A 14,661-nucleotide genomic window follows, 5' to 3' on the forward strand; every position below is an offset into this window, starting at 1 on the left:
GCTCGTCTGTAAATATCCTTCGCGGTTTTTGGGTCATCTGAACATTCTCCTTCGTTATCGACTCTTCGGGAATGTCCTCTTTTTCGAGGCAAGGTCAATTCTCTATTGGGCCATACGCGCGATCGCTAGTGAGAGCCAACCTACAGCAATTGGCCCAGGCGTTAGGCAATCGATGGGAGCTTCAAGTGCTTCCTTCTCCTCCCAACTGCAAGCTACTCCGTCGGGGGCAGCACAAAGTTGGGGAACAGCTCAGCGGTGCAACTCGTATCTGGAGTGCGGGCCGGGTTATTCACAAAGGCGACGCCAATGTCTTTGGCGCACTGGGAGGCGACGATCGCCCCGTGGCCCGTGCTAGAAAGCTCCACAAAGGTGCCGTTGCGCAGCCCCTCCATCACCCTAACCCCCATTTCGCTGTTGGTTTGCACGTCGTAGCGGCCTTGCAGCACCAGGGTGGGGATGGTGCTGTTGACGGGTTTATGTTCGCTGGCGGGGGCAGGTTCCACGGGCCAGAAGGAGCAGAGGTCGTAGGCTTGCTGGGCCGCCACTAACCGTCCCTGCCCCAGTTGGGGGATGAGCATGGCGTCGTAGAGGGCTTGGGTTTGGGCGGAGGCGCTGACGGAGACCATTTCGCGGCAGTCGACACTGCGAAACATGCCCGTGGTGATATCGGCATCGAGGGGCAGGATGGAGTCGGTGAGGGCGGCTACCACATCGTAGACGTGGCGCACTTCGATGTCGGACAGGGCATTGAGGGCAGTGGTGAGGCGGTTGGCGGTGTCGCCCTCAAATTCTTCGGCCACAAAGGTGAGTAGGGTCTCCCGGTTGCGGGGGGTCTCCAGGTACCCGACCCCATAGAAATTGGCCAGCAGTAGGGTGTTCTCGGCTTCGGGCAGGGTGTTGGCGATGGCCTGCACCTGCTGTACCCAGCGGCTGGCGGGGCGGCTGGTTTCGGCGGCGGTAGCCTGGGCGCGTAGAATGGTCTCGGCCTTGGCCTCAAAATCGCGGGCTTGCAGGCGATAGAACTCTGGCGAGGGTTCTAGGGTGGGCGGCGTGGGCTGGTCGGCAAACAGCGCCCCAGTGATGGCCCCCGCCATGGTCGTTGTGATGCCCTGCTCCAGCTCATGGACAATCAGCGGTAGGTAGGGGGCCACCTGGCGGGGGCGGTGGTTCATCAGGTCGATCAGTCCGGCAAAATCGGCGGCGGTGATGCGATCAATGGGGGTTGTTTTCCCCTGGGGGGTGATGGGTTCAGCCAGGGGAATGGGGGTTTGCTCCAGCTTGGCCAGCAGGGTCTGGGTGCGCTCGGTTAGGTTGGGGTAGGCGGCGGCGCAGGCGGCATCGGCTTCGCAGTCTTCTACCAGGTTGAGGAAGCTGATCTCCAGGTCGCGGACAATGAGTTCATACTTGTTGGCCTGTACGGGCACCGTGGAATCGAGCACTACGCTGCGCACTCGGTCGGGGTGGTTGGCCATAATCCGCTGGGCCAGGTAGGTGCCGTAGGAAATGCCGTAGAGATTGATCTGGTCGTAGCCCAGGGCGGTGGCCAGGTTCACCACATCCTGGGCGCTATTGGGAGAATTGTAGTTGCTCAGGTCGTTGCCGTGGTTTTCTAGCACCCGCGCGCAGAGGTCGTAGAAGGCATATTGCTGAAGGGTGTCGTCGGTGGCATCGGGAAAGCGCGATCGCATTTGTGCCAGCAACGGCTCAAGTCCGCCCGCGTATTCACTGGTAGGATCCAGTAACACGCCAAAGGTGAGCAGCCCCACTGGCGCACAGCCTAACCGATTAGAAAATTGCGTGCCCCGCTGATCGAACACGATGATGTCGCGGTTGCGGCGCAACGATTTGTAGATGATGGCACGGGTCTCCAGCGATCGCGACTCTAGGGTGCTGCCCCCCGGCCCACCGCGCAAATCGACGATCGGGTCGGGCGCAGGGGAGAGGCTGCGGCTGTGCAGTACCGCATAGGTGAGGTCGATCTGGCGACCGTTGGGCTCAGCGTAGTTTTCGGGCACGGTGAACACGCCGCAGGTGACGGTTTTGCCCTCAATTTCGTTGGGGGGCAGCACCGTGGGGCAGGGGATGACGGTGGTGTAGCGCGGGGTTTGGGCCAAGGCGGGGATTTGGGCGGCGAGGGCAGCGGCGAGGGGGAGAAGGGGGAGGGCTAGGGTTAGGGGGTTCATGGGTGAATGGGTGACGGGGTGGTGGGGTGATGGGCACCGTAGGGGCAAATGGTGTTTGCCCAGGCCCAAGCCATGCGTTTATTCAGCCAAAGGCGAATTGGAAGGCAGGAGCATCAGAACTCCTACTGCACAGCGGGGACCGCGTTGTGGAGGTTGGTGAAAGTGGCCAGGGTTGTCGTTAAATCTGGAGCCTTACGGGCCTTGGTGGCTTGTTCGATCGCATAGCCCACAGCTAACAAGTCAGGTTCGCTGAGAGCTTTGCCGATCAGGTGCACGCCTTGGGGTTCGCCGGTCTCGGCAAAGCCGATGGGGATAGTGAGGGCGGGATAGCCAGCGGGGGCGTAGGCCTGGGTGTCCGCGATCAGGACATCAATGCCCGCCTGGGCAAAGAGTTGATCGAGGTCGGCGCGGGCGGTGGTTTGGTGGGTTTCGCGCAGGGTGGTGTAGTCGGCGGAGGGGCTGTAGGTGAGCTGGGCGGTGGTGAGGTGGTTTTGCCCGTAGGGAATGCGGTTGGCCGGATCGGCGTTGTTGAAGGAAATCACATCGATCAGGGCGGCGACGGGCGGGTTGGGCAAGGTGGGCAAAAAGGCGTTCAGGGAGGCTTTGAAGCCGGGGGGCAGAGCTTCGTTGGCATCCGGGGCTGGGCGCACGGTGTTGCTATCTACCTCAACGACGGTGATGCCCTGCTGGGTGAGGGCGGCGATCGCCTTGCTGGCAATTTGATTGGCCCGTTGGTATCGGCTCACAGTGCTGGGTAGGAGCGCCAGAATGTCCGGTGTTATCTCGGCGGGCGGGTTGGCGATCGCGGCTTCCAACTGGTCGATGACGGCCTGTGGCACCACCGCTACGCCGACTCGCCGCTGCTTGGCCCGCTCCAGATCCAAAAACCGGGTAAAGTCTGCGCTTTGCAACTCCGCCACCTCGGGGTCAGGGCTTTCTTCGGCTCCTTCGTCAGTGTGGGTAAGGGCACCGAGCAGCGTCGCCACATCGGTCACGGTGCGACCCATCGGCCCCGGTACATCCATCCAGTCCACCAGGGGAATGACGTAGTCGCCGCTGACCAGGCCGTGGGTGGGTTTCAGCCCCACGATGTCATTGGTGGCCGATGGCAGGAGGATGGAACCCTCGGTTTCGCTGCCCACGCTGACGGCGGTGAGGTTAGCCGCTACGGATACCGCCGAGCCAGAACTAGAACCGAGCGGGTCAAAGGGGCCGTAGGGGTGACGGGTTTGGCCGCCCAGAGCGCTAAAGCCGCTGGGCATGGCGGGATCGACATAGTTAGCCCATTCCGACAGGTTGGCCTTACCGAGAATGACCGCGCCAGCATTCCGCAGATTTTTGACCAGTTGGGCATCGCGATCGCCCCGCCAGTCCTTCAGCGCATAGGCTCCGGCGGTGGTGTGCATCTGGTCGCCGGTGGTGATGTTGTCTTTGACCAGCACTGGAATGCCGTGCATTGGCCCCCACAGGTTGCCCTCGGCCCGTTGGGTATCCAGGTTGCGGGCGATCGCCAGGGCATCCGGGTTCAGCTCCATCACCGAGTTGAGCTGGTTGATGTCGTAGCGCTGGATGCGATCGAGGTAGTAGACCACCAGTTCCTCGCTGGTGAGGTCGCCACTGGCCATCAACTCTTGCAATTGAGGGATGGTTGCTTCCAGCACCAGGGCATCCAGGGTGCCGCGCCGTTCGGCGGAAAAGTTCGCCAGGGCGGATTCAAAGGGGCTGAAGTCGCGCAGGCGCTTGCTGGTGTAGTCGGGTTCTGACAGGGGAAACTCGGTGGGGTAGGCGCGGGCAGGGCCTTCGGGGGGTGGGGGGATGGCGACGGTATGGGTGGACAGGGTGAGGGCGATCGCGGCCAGGGCCAGCGGCAAGATGTGACGAAAGAGTTTCATGGCGTGGTGGATGGGTAGGGTAGGGGGCGTTGGTGTTTTACCTGTCCCTGAACTAATTGGCAGGCGGCAGCACAAACTCCGGGAGCAGGTCAGTGGTGCAGCTCGTATCGGGGGTGCGATCGGGGTTATTCACAAAGGCGACGCCGATATCCTTGGCACACTGGGAGAACCCGATCGCCCCGTGGCCCGTACTCGACAACTCCACATAGGTGCCGTTGCGCAGCCCCTCCATCACCTGAATGGCTAATTCGCTATTGGTCTGGGTGTCGTAGCGCCCTTGCAAGACCAGGGTGGGGATGCGGCTGGTCGTTGGGGCACGTTCGCTGGCGGGGGCGGGTTCCACGGGCCAGAAGGAGCAGACATCGTGCTGTTCCTGGGCGCTTTTCAGCGAACTGCCCCCCAGTTGGGGCATCAGCATCTGGCTGTAGACAGTCTGGGCGAGATCCATATCGGGGCGCTCTTCGCGGCAGTGGAAGGTGCGGAGCATCCCCCAGGTCACCAGGTTATCGATCGGTGCAAAGGAGTCGGTGAGGGCCGAGACCACGTCGTACACATGGCGGACTTCGATGTCGGACATGGCATTGAGGGCAGCGGTGAGGCGGTTGGCGGTGTCGCCCTCAAATTCTTCGGCCACAAAGGTGAGCAGGGTATCCCGGTCGCGGGGGGTCTCCAGGTAACCGACCCCATAGAAATTAGTCAGCAGCAAGGTTTTCTCCGCTTCGGGCAGGGTATCGGCCACGGCCTGCACCTGCTGTACCCACTGGCTGGCCGGGCGGCTGGTTTCGGCGGCGGCGGCACTGGCGCGCAACAGGTCTTCAGCCTTCACTTCAAAGTCGCTGGCTTGCAGGCGATAGGACTCTGCCGAGGGTTCCAGGGTGGGGGGCGCGGGTTCGCTGGCTGCCAATGATCCGGTGACGACCCCTGCAAAGGTAGTGGTTTGCCCCCGCTCTAGCTCATAGACAATCAGCGGCAGGTAGGGAGCAATCTGGCTGGGGTGCCCGTTCATGGTATCGATCAGGTTGGCAAACTCTGCCGGGGTGACGCGATCGATGGCGGTGGGTTGGGTAATGGGTTCGGCCAGGGGAATGGGCGCTTCCTCCAGCTTGGCCAGCAGGGCCTGGGTGCGCTCCGTCAGGTTGGGGTAGGCGGCGGCGCAGGCGGCATCGGCTTCGCAGTCGGCCACCAGGTTGAGGAAACTGACCTCCTTGGCGCGGATGCCTAAGCCAATCATGCTGACCTGCATCGGCACGGTGGAATCGAGCACCACGCTGCGGACCCGGTCGGGGTGGTTGGTCATAATCCGCTGGGCCAGGTAGGTGCCGTAGGAAATGCCGTAGAGATTGACCTCGTCGTAGCCCAGGGCGGCGGTCAAGTTCACTACATCCTGGGCGTTGTTGGGGGTGTTGTAGTGGCTCAAATCGTTGCCGTGGTTTTCCAGCACGCGGGCGCACAGGTCTTGCCAGGCATAGTTTCTCACCGTACCGTCGTCGGCATTGGGAAAGCGGGCTCGCATCTGCTCTAGCAGGGGTTCCAGCCCCCCCGCATAGGGGCTGGCGGGGTTGAGCAACACGCCCAGGGTAATCAGCGCCACGGGAGCACAGCCCAACCGATTGGAGAACTGAGCCCCCCGCTGATCCAGCACAATGACATCGCGGGTCTGGCGCAGGGTTTCAAACTTTTTCGCCCGTCCCTCCAGCGCCTTCGCCTCGATCAGGCTGCCCCCTGGCCCACCGCGCAGATCCATAATCGGGTCTGGTGCAGGGGAAAGGCTGCGGCTGTGCAGCACGGCGTAGGTGAGGTCAATCTGGCGACCATTCGGCTCAGCGTAGTTTTCCGGCACGGTGAGAATGCCGCAGGTGATAGTTTCGCCTTCGACCTCGTTGGGGGGCAGCACCGTGGGGCAGGGGATGACGGTGAGCGGGTAGCGCGGGGTCTGGGCTTGGGCAGGGATTTGGGCCGCGAGGGCCGCCGCAACGGCGAGCAGAGGGAGGGCCAGGGTGCGGGGTAGGTGTTTCATGGAAGCGATGGGGTGATGGGGAAGGTGGGGAGGGCAAGGAAAGCTTGGTTCGGGATAGCGCCGTCCCCTCCTGGGAGGGGTGCCCGGAGGGCGGGGTGGGTCAAAACTGCCCAGGAATATGAGTTCTTAGATGTTGGGCTGGCCTTAGATGACCCACCCCTGCCCCTCCCAGGAGGGGATAGTAGTCCTGCTTTTCCAAGGATTTTCTAATCCCGAATTTGGGTTGGGTTGGGTCATCGGGGGCTGGGTACGGCGTGGTGGAGGTTGGTGAAGGTCGCCAGGGTCTTATCTAGGTCGGGCGCTTTACGGGCATGGGTGGCTTGCTCGATCGCATAACCCACCGCCAGCAGATCGGGTTCGCTGAGAGCTTTGCCGATGAGGAAAATGCCCTGGGGTTCGCCCGTCTCCGCAAAGCCGATGGGGACAGTCAGCGCCGGATAACCAGCGGGGGCATAAGCCTGGGTGTCGGAGATCAGCAGGTCAATACCCGCCTGGGCAAAGAGTTGATCGAGGTCGGTGCGAGCGGTGGTCTGGTGGATTTCGCGCAGGGTGGTGTAGTCGGCAGAGGGACTGTAGCTGATCTGAGCAGTGGTGAGGTGGCGTTGCCCGTAGGGAATGCGGTTGGCCGGATCGGCGTTGTTGAAGGAAATGACATCGATCAGGGCGGCGACGGGTGGATTGGGCAGGGTGGGCAGAAAGGCATTCAGGGAGGCTTTGAAACCGGGGGGTAGAGCCTCGTTGGCATCCGGGGCGGGAGGCACGGTGTTGCTGTCCACCTCAACGACGGGAATGCCCTGCTGGGTAAGGGCCGCGATCGCCTCGTTGGCGATTTGATTGGCCCGTTGGTATCGGCTCACGAGGCTGGGTAAGAGGGCCACAATGTCCGCTGTCATCTCGGCGGGTGGGTTGGCAATTGCCGCTTCCAACTGGTCGATGACAGCCTGGGGGGTTACGGCTACGCCGACCCGCTGCTGCTTAGCCCAATCCAGACTCAGAAAACGGGTAAAGTCGGCGCTTTGCAACTCCGCCACATCGGGGTCAGGGCTTTCTTCAGAACCTTCGTCGGTGTGGGTGAGGGCACTGAGCAGCGTCGCCACATCGGTCACGGTGCGGCCCATCGGCCCCGGCACGTCCATCCAGTCCACCAGGGGGATGACGTAGTCGCCGCTGACTAGGCCGTGGGTGGGTTTTAGCCCCACAATGCCGTTGGTGGCCGCTGGTTTGACGATGGAACCCTCGGTTTCGCTGCCCACACTGACGGCAGCGAGGCTGGCCGCCACAGACACCGCCGAGCCAGAGCTAGAGCCGAGCGGGTCGAAGGGGCCGTAGGGGTGACGGGTTTGCCCGCCCAGGGCGCTAAAGCCGCTGGGCATGGCGGGGTCGACATAGTTGGCCCATTCCGACAGATTGGCCTTGCCCAGAATCACGGCTCCAGCATTGCGCAGGTTTTTCACCAGTTGGGCATCGCGATCGCCCCGCCAATCTTTCAGAGCGTAGGCTCCAGCCGTAGTGTGCATTTGGTCGCCCGTGGTGATGTTGTCTTTAACCAACACAGGGATGCCGTGCAGCGGCCCCCACAGGTTGCCCTCGGCCCGTTCAGTATCCAGGTTGCGGGCAATGGTCAACGCTTCAGGATTCAGCTCCATCACCGAGTTGAGTTGGTTCACGTCGTAGCGCTGGATGCGATCGAGGTAATAGAGCACTAGTTCCTCGGCGGTGAGGTCGCCCTTGGCCATGTATGCCTGAAGCTCAGGCACCGTGGCCTCTGGCAGCCGCAACCGATCGTTGAGGTAGCGCCGCCGCCCGGAGGGCCATTGAGCTAGCGCCTCGGCAAAAGGGCTGAAGTCGCGCAGGCGCTTGCTGGTGTAGTCGGGTTCTGAGAGGGGAAACTCGGTGGGATAGGCGCGGGGCGGGCCTTCGGGCGGTGGGGCAACGGCGACGGTGTGGGTGGCCAGGGTGAGGGCGATCGCGGCCAGAGCCAGCGGTAGAATGCGACGAAGCAGTTTCATGGGGGCTGAATTTAAGAAAGGGTAAGGGTAAAGATTGATGGGCTGTGTCGGTGGGAGCGATCGCACATCACATACAGGTCTCTGTTTTTGCCCTGGGGGCTAGAAAATTTGGTCTATTCATCAGAAGAACTCTGGGATCTGGCCTGATCGGGGGTGCAGGGCTGTTGCTGCAACTCGGGACGGGTGTTGGTATCAACATGGTTGTGGCCATTGGGCATGGGGCGATCGCTCAACTTCTGCGACGCCTCCAGCGAGTAGTACTGAGGCATGCCAATTTCAACGTTGTTGGCCTCTAATGCCTTACGCACCCGCAGTCGAAACTCGCGCCCTACCGGCATTTGCTGCCCCGGTTCGGTCTGAATCCAGACAGTAATGGTGAGGCCGCTGTGGGAAACGCTATCAATGCCCAGCACCGTGGGCTCAGCTAGAATTTTGTCGTGCCAGGCGGGGTCGTCGTAGAGGGTTTGGGCTACCTGGTTCAGCACGGCCAGAGCCTTTTCGGGGTCGGTGTGATAGGCCACATCAATGGTGAAATTCACCCGCGACCAGTTGCGGGTCAGGTTTTTGACCTGGGCGATGCTGCTGTTGGGCACGGTCACCAGTTCGCCGCTGGCGCTGCGCAGTTGAGTGACCCGCATGGTGAGGTTTTCCACCAGACCTGTGGCCGAGCCCAGGTCAATCACATCGCCGATCGCATACTGGTCTTCGGCCAAAATAAAGAAGCCATTCACCAGGTCTTTGATCAGGTTTTGCGAACCAAAGGTAATCGCCAGACCTGCCAAGCTGCCGATTGCCACTACCGACGCGGTGGGTAGACCCAGAGTCCCCAACGCCGAGAGCAGGCCAAAAAGAGCGATCGCGATTGTCACCAACCCCTTGACCGCCCCAGAAATCGTCGAGCTGCGCAGCTGGCGGCGCTGGGCATCGCCAAAATCGAGAAAATCCACGCGATCGAAGGGTTTCCACCGATGAATGACAATATCAATCAGGCGGCGGCTGATGCGAATGGCCAGCCCAGTCAAAAACCAGAGCAGCAGCAGGGCCAGCAGCACGTCTAGAAACTTCAATCGATTGCGCAGCAGATAGGGCGAAACGCCTGCCACCCAGACAAAGCCGCTCAACCAGGCCGAAATCATCAGCCAAAACAGCAGCCACTGGAGAAAATCCAGAGCGGCCAGCTGGCGATCGAGGGTGAAGATTTGCGGGAGCCGCTGCAAAAAGGCAGTCCGTGCCCGGGCAACGGGTTCATCTGGAAGATCGGGTGGTTCTACCGGCATAGCCTCAGCGATCGCCGCCGCCCGCAGCGCTTTCTTCTGCCGCCGCAGCTGCTTTTGCCGTCGCCATAGCCCGTACTTGAGCAACCCTAGCCCAGCGGTCAGCAACCCCAGCCCCAGCAAAATGTGGTTTACCCGGCGTTGGTCGTCGGGCAGTTTGGCCAAACCACTGCGGAGTTCATCTTCGAGAATGTCGCGCCACTGCTCAGCCAGGGCATCAATGGGCTGGCCGTTGAAGTCGGCATCAAACTCCGTCACCGACAGCAGCACCAGGGGCCGGGGAAACTGGTCATCCCGCACGTCGACCACAGCTACATTGTTCAGTTGCGACACCTCAAACACCAGGCTCTTGGGGTCCATGGGCCGCTTCAGCAGCAGCAGCAGCTTGGCCTGAATTTCTTCGGCCCGCTGCTCGACGGTCTGGCGATCGCCCACCGCATCTGGCGATCGGTCATACACCGTGGGCGAGGCAATGGTGAATAGCGTGGTGGTGCTGAGGGGTGACTCAACGGCGATCGCCTCCACATTGCCGTAGCGGGTCACAGCCGGCGGTGGCCCCACTGGCCCTTTGCCGCCAAAGCCATCGGGCAGCGAAAACTGAGCTGGGCTGGGCTTGGCGATCGCCAGGCTGATTCCCAAGGCCAGAGCAAAGGCCAGGGCAAGACTGAGGAATCGTCTGAACTGGGTCGGCATCGGGGTGGTAAGCGTTTTGGTTGCGATCGAGTTTGAGGAGGTTGAAAAGCCTTTCCCCAAAGCAAGTTCATTGCATTGAGAGCTGAGTCGCACGTCCCCGACCGGGAGGGGTGCCCAAAGGGCGGGGTGGGTCGCGGGGTCTGGGCTAACCCACCCCTGCCCCTCCCAAGAGGGGATGTCCTCGACTCAATCCACCCCGGTGACCATGATTTCGTCGAGCTTAAAGAACTCTGTATCATTCACCGAGATCAGGTATTGCCCATCGACCACCTGCATCAGCACCTCGTCGTCGGCATCGGTGGAATAGAGGGCGCTGCCGTCGTAGTACAGATGGTGCGCATCGCCCCCCGGCCCCACCAGAGTGAGGGTGGCATGGCCATCGCCGTAGATGCCATTGGCCTGGCACAGGCGATCGTAGCTGGGCTGCCCCGCCGAGCAGGGCACATTCCCCCCGCCCCGGCGCGGCTCGCTAGACACTGCACTGGCATCCCAGTAAACAAAGATCGAGACGTCGGCCAGGCGGTAAATCACGCCCTCTGTGCCCAGGGCATCTTCGCGGGTGGCGGGGCGACCATTCTGGTCGGTGTAGGCGGCGGGCTCGGTAGGGGAAGGAGTCAGTTCGTAGGTGGTGCCATCCTTGAGGGTGATGGTGACGTAGCCCTGCCGCTGGGAAAAGGTGCACTCGCCGTAGGAGATTGCACGATCTTCGCCGCGCGGATAAACATCGCAGCGGGCGGTGGTGGTATCAGCTTGGGCAGGGGCCAGGGCGACAAGGGCGGCGATCGCCGCCCCAGAAATCAGGGAAAATAGTTGGTTTTTCATGGTTATTTCTCAAAAAATTGATCTGTCAAATCCCCTCCTGGGAGGGGTAGGGGTGGGTCTCAGAGTCTCCGCGACCCACCCCGCCCTCCGGGCACCCCTCCCAAGAGGGGATTTTTCATGGCAGGGGCAGGGAAATCGCTACAGCGCCCCTTCGTTGGCCATGCTGTAGATGTAGTTGTAAAACTCCGTGCCTGTGACCACATTGATAACCACAATGCGGCTAGCGCCCTGGTCGTACATCACCCGCACGCGACCGTCTTCGCCCACGTAGGTATTGCCCGAGGTGCGGGTCAGCGCGCCGCTAAAAGAAAACTCGCCATCGGTGATGTAGGCCGAAATTTGACCGTTGCCAATGGGCGTTAGCATCGTCGATTCTGGGGTGCTAGAGCTAGCGCTAAAACTGGTGGGGGCGGGGGCACGCGAGGCCTCGGTGAAGGTGTAGTTGTAGAACTCGGTGCCTGTCATTGAGTTCACCACCAGCACGTTGCCCGTGTCGCGGTTGTAGGTAATCTGCACACCGCTGGTCGTCAGGGTGTAAAAGTTGCCGTAGCTGCGCTGCATGATGCCGTACACCCGAAATTCGCCATCGGTAATGTCTACGGCAATTTGGTTGGGGTCGCGCTGGGGGGTCATGTAGGTGCGCTCGGGCGTTTTAGACTGCGCCAGCAGTAGGGGCGCGGCTGAGGTCTGGTTGGCGGCGACCGGCAGGCCAGCGATCGCTACGCCCAAGAGTAAAGCCGTTGCCAGCAAAAGGGTTTGAGGTTTCATGGTCAATCTCACAGAGGAATGAATGTCGACGTAAAGGGTGTAGGGTGGCAGGCCGATGCATGAGTGGTGGGCGGTGCCCATCCTACGGATAGTTAAGGCGGCTCGATCGCCTATAGCGCACCATCGCTAGGGAAGATGATGAAGTCGCTGCGCACCCAGCCGATCGCCCCAGAGGTCAAAAACTGCACCTTGCACCAGTTCAGGTCGCTACCGGCGGTGTCCTGGTCTGGCACGCATTCGAGAATGTTGACCTGATCGCCAGCCAGGCCGTAGCCCTGGGCGCGCGATCGCACCGTGGGCTGGCTGCGCAGGTTGATCTGAGAACCGCGCTCGTGGGCCACCAGGGTGCCCACGCGAGTCCCTCCGGTGCCCTGGCTCACCGGCCCCGTGCCGTAGGAGGTGCTGGTATCCCAGTAGACCCAGAGGTGCGAGCCATCGACAAACTCAAAAATCGTACCTGCATTGCCCAGGCCGCTCTGGCGGTAGACCGCCTGGCCGTGCTGGTCTCTAAAGTTGCCCGGCGCTGCGTTGGGCACCGGGTCAAACTCGTAGCGCGTACCGTTGCTCTGTAGTTGAATGCTGATATAGCCTTGCCGCTGGGAAAAGGTGCAGGCACTTGACAGGTAGGCGTAGTCTTCGCGCGGGGCGTACAGGTCGCAGTGGGCGGGCACCGTATCGGCCTTAGCCGCCAAGCCCATGCCCAGGGCCGCAAACGAAGTCACCGCAGACAGCACAGCAGATTGAATTCTCATAGTTAAAAAAAGAAGTTCGAGAAAGGACTGAAACGTTGGTCGGGTGGATCAGGCCTGCTCTGCAAGCAGGGAAGCCCCTGTTACCCGCCGGTTTTGGTGCATTGGTCGGTGGACAGATCCATCAAGATGGGCGCACCACGGCCGCGGGCGGGTTGGTGATGGCGTAGGCAATGTCGCTCCGGTTGAAGCGATCGCCCGTGGCGGCATTATTCGCGGGTCTTGAAAACACGCTCAGCGCGTCTTTGACTACAAAGCAGTAGGGGGTCGCCGCTCGATTTTGGGCTGGGGTTGGGGCTGCTAAAGAACCAGCTACCAGGGTGGTACCGAGGAAGACTGCAAGGTACTTAAAAGGAACAAACTTAACTGTCATAAATTGAACCTGCCTCCTCAGGCACCAATCGTAAACGGCTTAAGCTTGATTGAGTGCAGGTATAAAAAATGGATTTCATTAAAGACCAACCAGGGCAAACGATCAATCTCAAACACCCCATAAAATAGACTGGAGTGGAGTATATCAGGCAGGTTTAGCTTTCTCCAACATATCTAAAGAGCAGCTTAAAGATCTTGTTTTCCAGTTAAGCTAACTGATTTTTTTGGGGGTATCAGAAGAAAATATGGTTTACATAAAGCCCTGCAAAATAGGCATTTTGCCTCTAATAAATACACTTTTAGTACGAAATATATGATTCCTGTAAGTAAAATTTGAGCGCCTAAAGGGCAAGGCGAGCTGTGTAATTGACTGCTCTTGCCTGCGGTCAGTTAAGCAGATTTTTAGTCAGTTAAGCTAGAGGTGTTGCCACGCTGGGCGAGCCGCTCTAGGCAGTGTAGAGTACACCGTATGAACTCCGATGAACGGCAGATTCTTAGGCGTAGGCGCGGGGTAGTTTTGAGTGCCCCAGGGCTAGAACGGTTGCGAAGTGCGATCGCCCAACTTGAAGCCCAACAAAACAACGCCACCCCCCATAGCGCTGAAGAGTTGAGCACTATTGTTGGCGTGTCGCCCTCCACCATTCGGCGGCTGCGGGCGGCCAAATCGGGCATTGATCAGCGCAGCCTCCAGCAGATTTTCAGCGCCCTAAACCTAGATCTACAGGACAGCGACTTTCAGTGGGTCGATTCCCAGTGGGATACTCGTTCCGAGTCGGTTCCCGAACGCTGCGCGAATCGCACTGATGCCGAGATCGCCGCCGAGGCGTTGGCTCAGCCGTTCCCCACCACCAAGGCCCACCGCTACCCCAGTGGGCCGCTGCCCCTAGGGTCGCCGCTTTACATTGCGCGATCGCCCATCGAGCAACTTGCCTTTCAAGAAATCACCCAACCTGGCTGCGTGGTGCGCATCAAAGCGCCGCCCCAGTTTGGCAAAAGCTCGCTGCTGCTGCGCATTGTGCACCAGGCTCAGCAGTTGGGCTACGCCACGGCGGCGATCGACCTGCAACAGGTAGGGGCTGACATGTTGGGCGACGGCGATCGCTTTTTGCAGTGGTTTTGCGCCACCCTGGCCCTCAAGCTCGGCGTCGAGGCCACCCCCGCCACCGCCTGGAACCAGCTGGTCGGCAGCCAGCTCAGCGCTACCCTCTTTGTGCGCGAGCAGGTGCTGCGCACCGTGAACCGCCCCGTGCTGCTGGCCATCAACGACATTGGCCGCCTGTTTGAGCACCCCGCCACCGCCCAGGGATTTTTGCCCTTGCTGCGATCGTGGTACGAAGAAGCGGGCCACGACGACCTCTGGCAGCACCTGCGCCTGGTCGTCACCTACTCCACCGATAGCTACCTGCCGCTGGATATCAACTATTCGCCCTTTAACATTGGCCTGCCCCTGGCCCTGCCGGGGTTCACAGCAGCGCAGGTGCTAGAGCTGGCGGGCTTGTACGGGCTGGACTGGAGTGACGGCGAAGCCGAGCAGCTCCTCGCCCTGGTGGGCGGGCACCCCTGGCTTATTCACCTGGCGATCTACCACCTCAGTCAGCCGGGGCTGACCTTTAACGAGCTGTTGCAGACCGCCAGCACCCCCCAGGGCATCTACCAGGGCCACCTGCAAAAACTGCTGGCCACGGTACACGGGCAGCCGCAGATGGGGGAGGTGCTGCGATCGCTAGTCATGGGCGAAGGGGCTGTATTTCTGGAGCCCCTGCTGGCCTACCAGCTCGAAAGCGCTGGACTCATCCAGGGCTCCTCCGAGGGCTGGCAGATCAGCCGCGAACTCTACCGACAATACTTTCGGCAGGCGCTGTTTGCTGAATCGTAACTGCAA

The 14,661-nt window shown here is 60.9% G+C and carries 10 protein-coding genes; 1 reads left to right on the forward strand and 9 read right to left on the reverse strand.

Features of this window, described 5'->3' with window-relative positions:
* Nucleotides 1–212: 212 nt before the first annotated feature.
* The 9 genes from AC0QKW_RS16485 to AC0QKW_RS16525 all read right to left on the reverse strand — a co-directional run bounded on the left by AC0QKW_RS16485 (nucleotide 213) and on the right by AC0QKW_RS16525 (nucleotide 12,780).
* On the reverse strand, nucleotides 213–2,183 hold the full coding sequence (locus tag AC0QKW_RS16485) for an alpha/beta hydrolase (RefSeq protein WP_473152177.1): 1,971 nt from the start codon (nucleotides 2,181–2,183) through the stop codon (nucleotides 213–215).
* A 122-nt stretch (nucleotides 2,184–2,305) separates the two neighbouring features.
* On the reverse strand, nucleotides 2,306–4,075 hold the full coding sequence (locus tag AC0QKW_RS16490) for an amidase family protein (protein ID WP_473152178.1): 1,770 nt from the start codon (nucleotides 4,073–4,075) through the stop codon (nucleotides 2,306–2,308).
* Nucleotides 4,076–4,127: 52 nt separating this feature from the next.
* Nucleotides 4,128–6,092, reverse strand: a complete 1,965-nt coding sequence (locus tag AC0QKW_RS16495) for an alpha/beta hydrolase (RefSeq protein ID WP_473152179.1) — start codon at nucleotides 6,090–6,092, stop codon at nucleotides 4,128–4,130.
* Nucleotides 6,093–6,325: 233 nt separating this feature from the next.
* On the reverse strand, nucleotides 6,326–8,101 hold the full coding sequence (locus AC0QKW_RS16500; RefSeq protein WP_473152180.1) for an amidase family protein: 1,776 nt from the start codon (nucleotides 8,099–8,101) through the stop codon (nucleotides 6,326–6,328).
* Between the two features lie 113 nt (nucleotides 8,102–8,214).
* A complete protein-coding gene (locus tag AC0QKW_RS16505; RefSeq protein WP_473152181.1) occupies nucleotides 8,215–10,068 on the reverse strand; it encodes a mechanosensitive ion channel family protein in 1,854 nt (617 codons plus the stop codon).
* Nucleotides 10,069–10,254: 186 nt separating this feature from the next.
* Entirely contained in the window at nucleotides 10,255–10,890 is a 636-nt protein-coding gene (locus tag AC0QKW_RS16510) for a hypothetical protein (protein WP_473152182.1), read from the reverse strand.
* A gap of 138 nt (nucleotides 10,891–11,028) precedes the next feature.
* Complete coding sequence (locus AC0QKW_RS16515) at nucleotides 11,029–11,658, reverse strand: hypothetical protein (RefSeq protein WP_473152183.1); 630 nt, start codon at nucleotides 11,656–11,658, stop codon at nucleotides 11,029–11,031.
* Between the two features lie 110 nt (nucleotides 11,659–11,768).
* The gene (locus AC0QKW_RS16520; RefSeq protein WP_473152184.1) at nucleotides 11,769–12,410 is read right to left on the reverse strand and encodes an SH3 domain-containing protein; all 642 of its coding nucleotides are present in this window, start codon (nucleotides 12,408–12,410) and stop codon (nucleotides 11,769–11,771) included.
* A gap of 121 nt (nucleotides 12,411–12,531) precedes the next feature.
* Nucleotides 12,532–12,780, reverse strand: coding sequence for a hypothetical protein (locus AC0QKW_RS16525; RefSeq protein ID WP_473152185.1), 249 nt, complete (start codon nucleotides 12,778–12,780; stop codon nucleotides 12,532–12,534).
* Between the two features lie 468 nt (nucleotides 12,781–13,248).
* Between AC0QKW_RS16525 and AC0QKW_RS16530 the strand changes: the two genes are divergently transcribed.
* Nucleotides 13,249–14,655 (forward strand): AAA-like domain-containing protein, encoded by a 1,407-nt coding sequence (locus AC0QKW_RS16530; RefSeq protein WP_473152186.1) that lies wholly within the window; start codon nucleotides 13,249–13,251, stop codon nucleotides 14,653–14,655.
* Nucleotides 14,656–14,661 lie beyond the last annotated feature (6 nt).

It is taken from the genome of Pseudanabaena sp. PCC 9330, assembly GCF_055795045.1.

What these genes read in the sequence shown, in the direction of transcription:
- AC0QKW_RS16485 (WP_473152177.1), bottom strand. Translation starts at nt 2,183, where the DNA reads ATGAACCCCCTAACCCTAGCCCTCCCCCTTCTCCCCCTCGCCGCTGCC.
- AC0QKW_RS16490 (WP_473152178.1), bottom strand. Translation starts at nt 4,075, where the DNA reads ATGAAACTCTTTCGTCACATCTTGCCGCTGGCCCTGGCCGCGATCGCC.
- AC0QKW_RS16495 (WP_473152179.1), bottom strand. Translation starts at nt 6,092, where the DNA reads ATGAAACACCTACCCCGCACCCTGGCCCTCCCTCTGCTCGCCGTTGCG.
- AC0QKW_RS16500 (WP_473152180.1), bottom strand. Translation starts at nt 8,101, where the DNA reads ATGAAACTGCTTCGTCGCATTCTACCGCTGGCTCTGGCCGCGATCGCC.
- AC0QKW_RS16505 (WP_473152181.1), bottom strand. Translation starts at nt 10,068, where the DNA reads ATGCCGACCCAGTTCAGACGATTCCTCAGTCTTGCCCTGGCCTTTGCT.
- AC0QKW_RS16510 (WP_473152182.1), bottom strand. Translation starts at nt 10,890, where the DNA reads ATGAAAAACCAACTATTTTCCCTGATTTCTGGGGCGGCGATCGCCGCC.
- AC0QKW_RS16515 (WP_473152183.1), bottom strand. Translation starts at nt 11,658, where the DNA reads ATGAAACCTCAAACCCTTTTGCTGGCAACGGCTTTACTCTTGGGCGTA.
- AC0QKW_RS16520 (WP_473152184.1), bottom strand. Translation starts at nt 12,410, where the DNA reads ATGAGAATTCAATCTGCTGTGCTGTCTGCGGTGACTTCGTTTGCGGCC.
- AC0QKW_RS16525 (WP_473152185.1), bottom strand. Translation starts at nt 12,780, where the DNA reads ATGACAGTTAAGTTTGTTCCTTTTAAGTACCTTGCAGTCTTCCTCGGT.
- AC0QKW_RS16530 (WP_473152186.1), top strand. Translation starts at nt 13,249, where the DNA reads ATGAACTCCGATGAACGGCAGATTCTTAGGCGTAGGCGCGGGGTAGTT.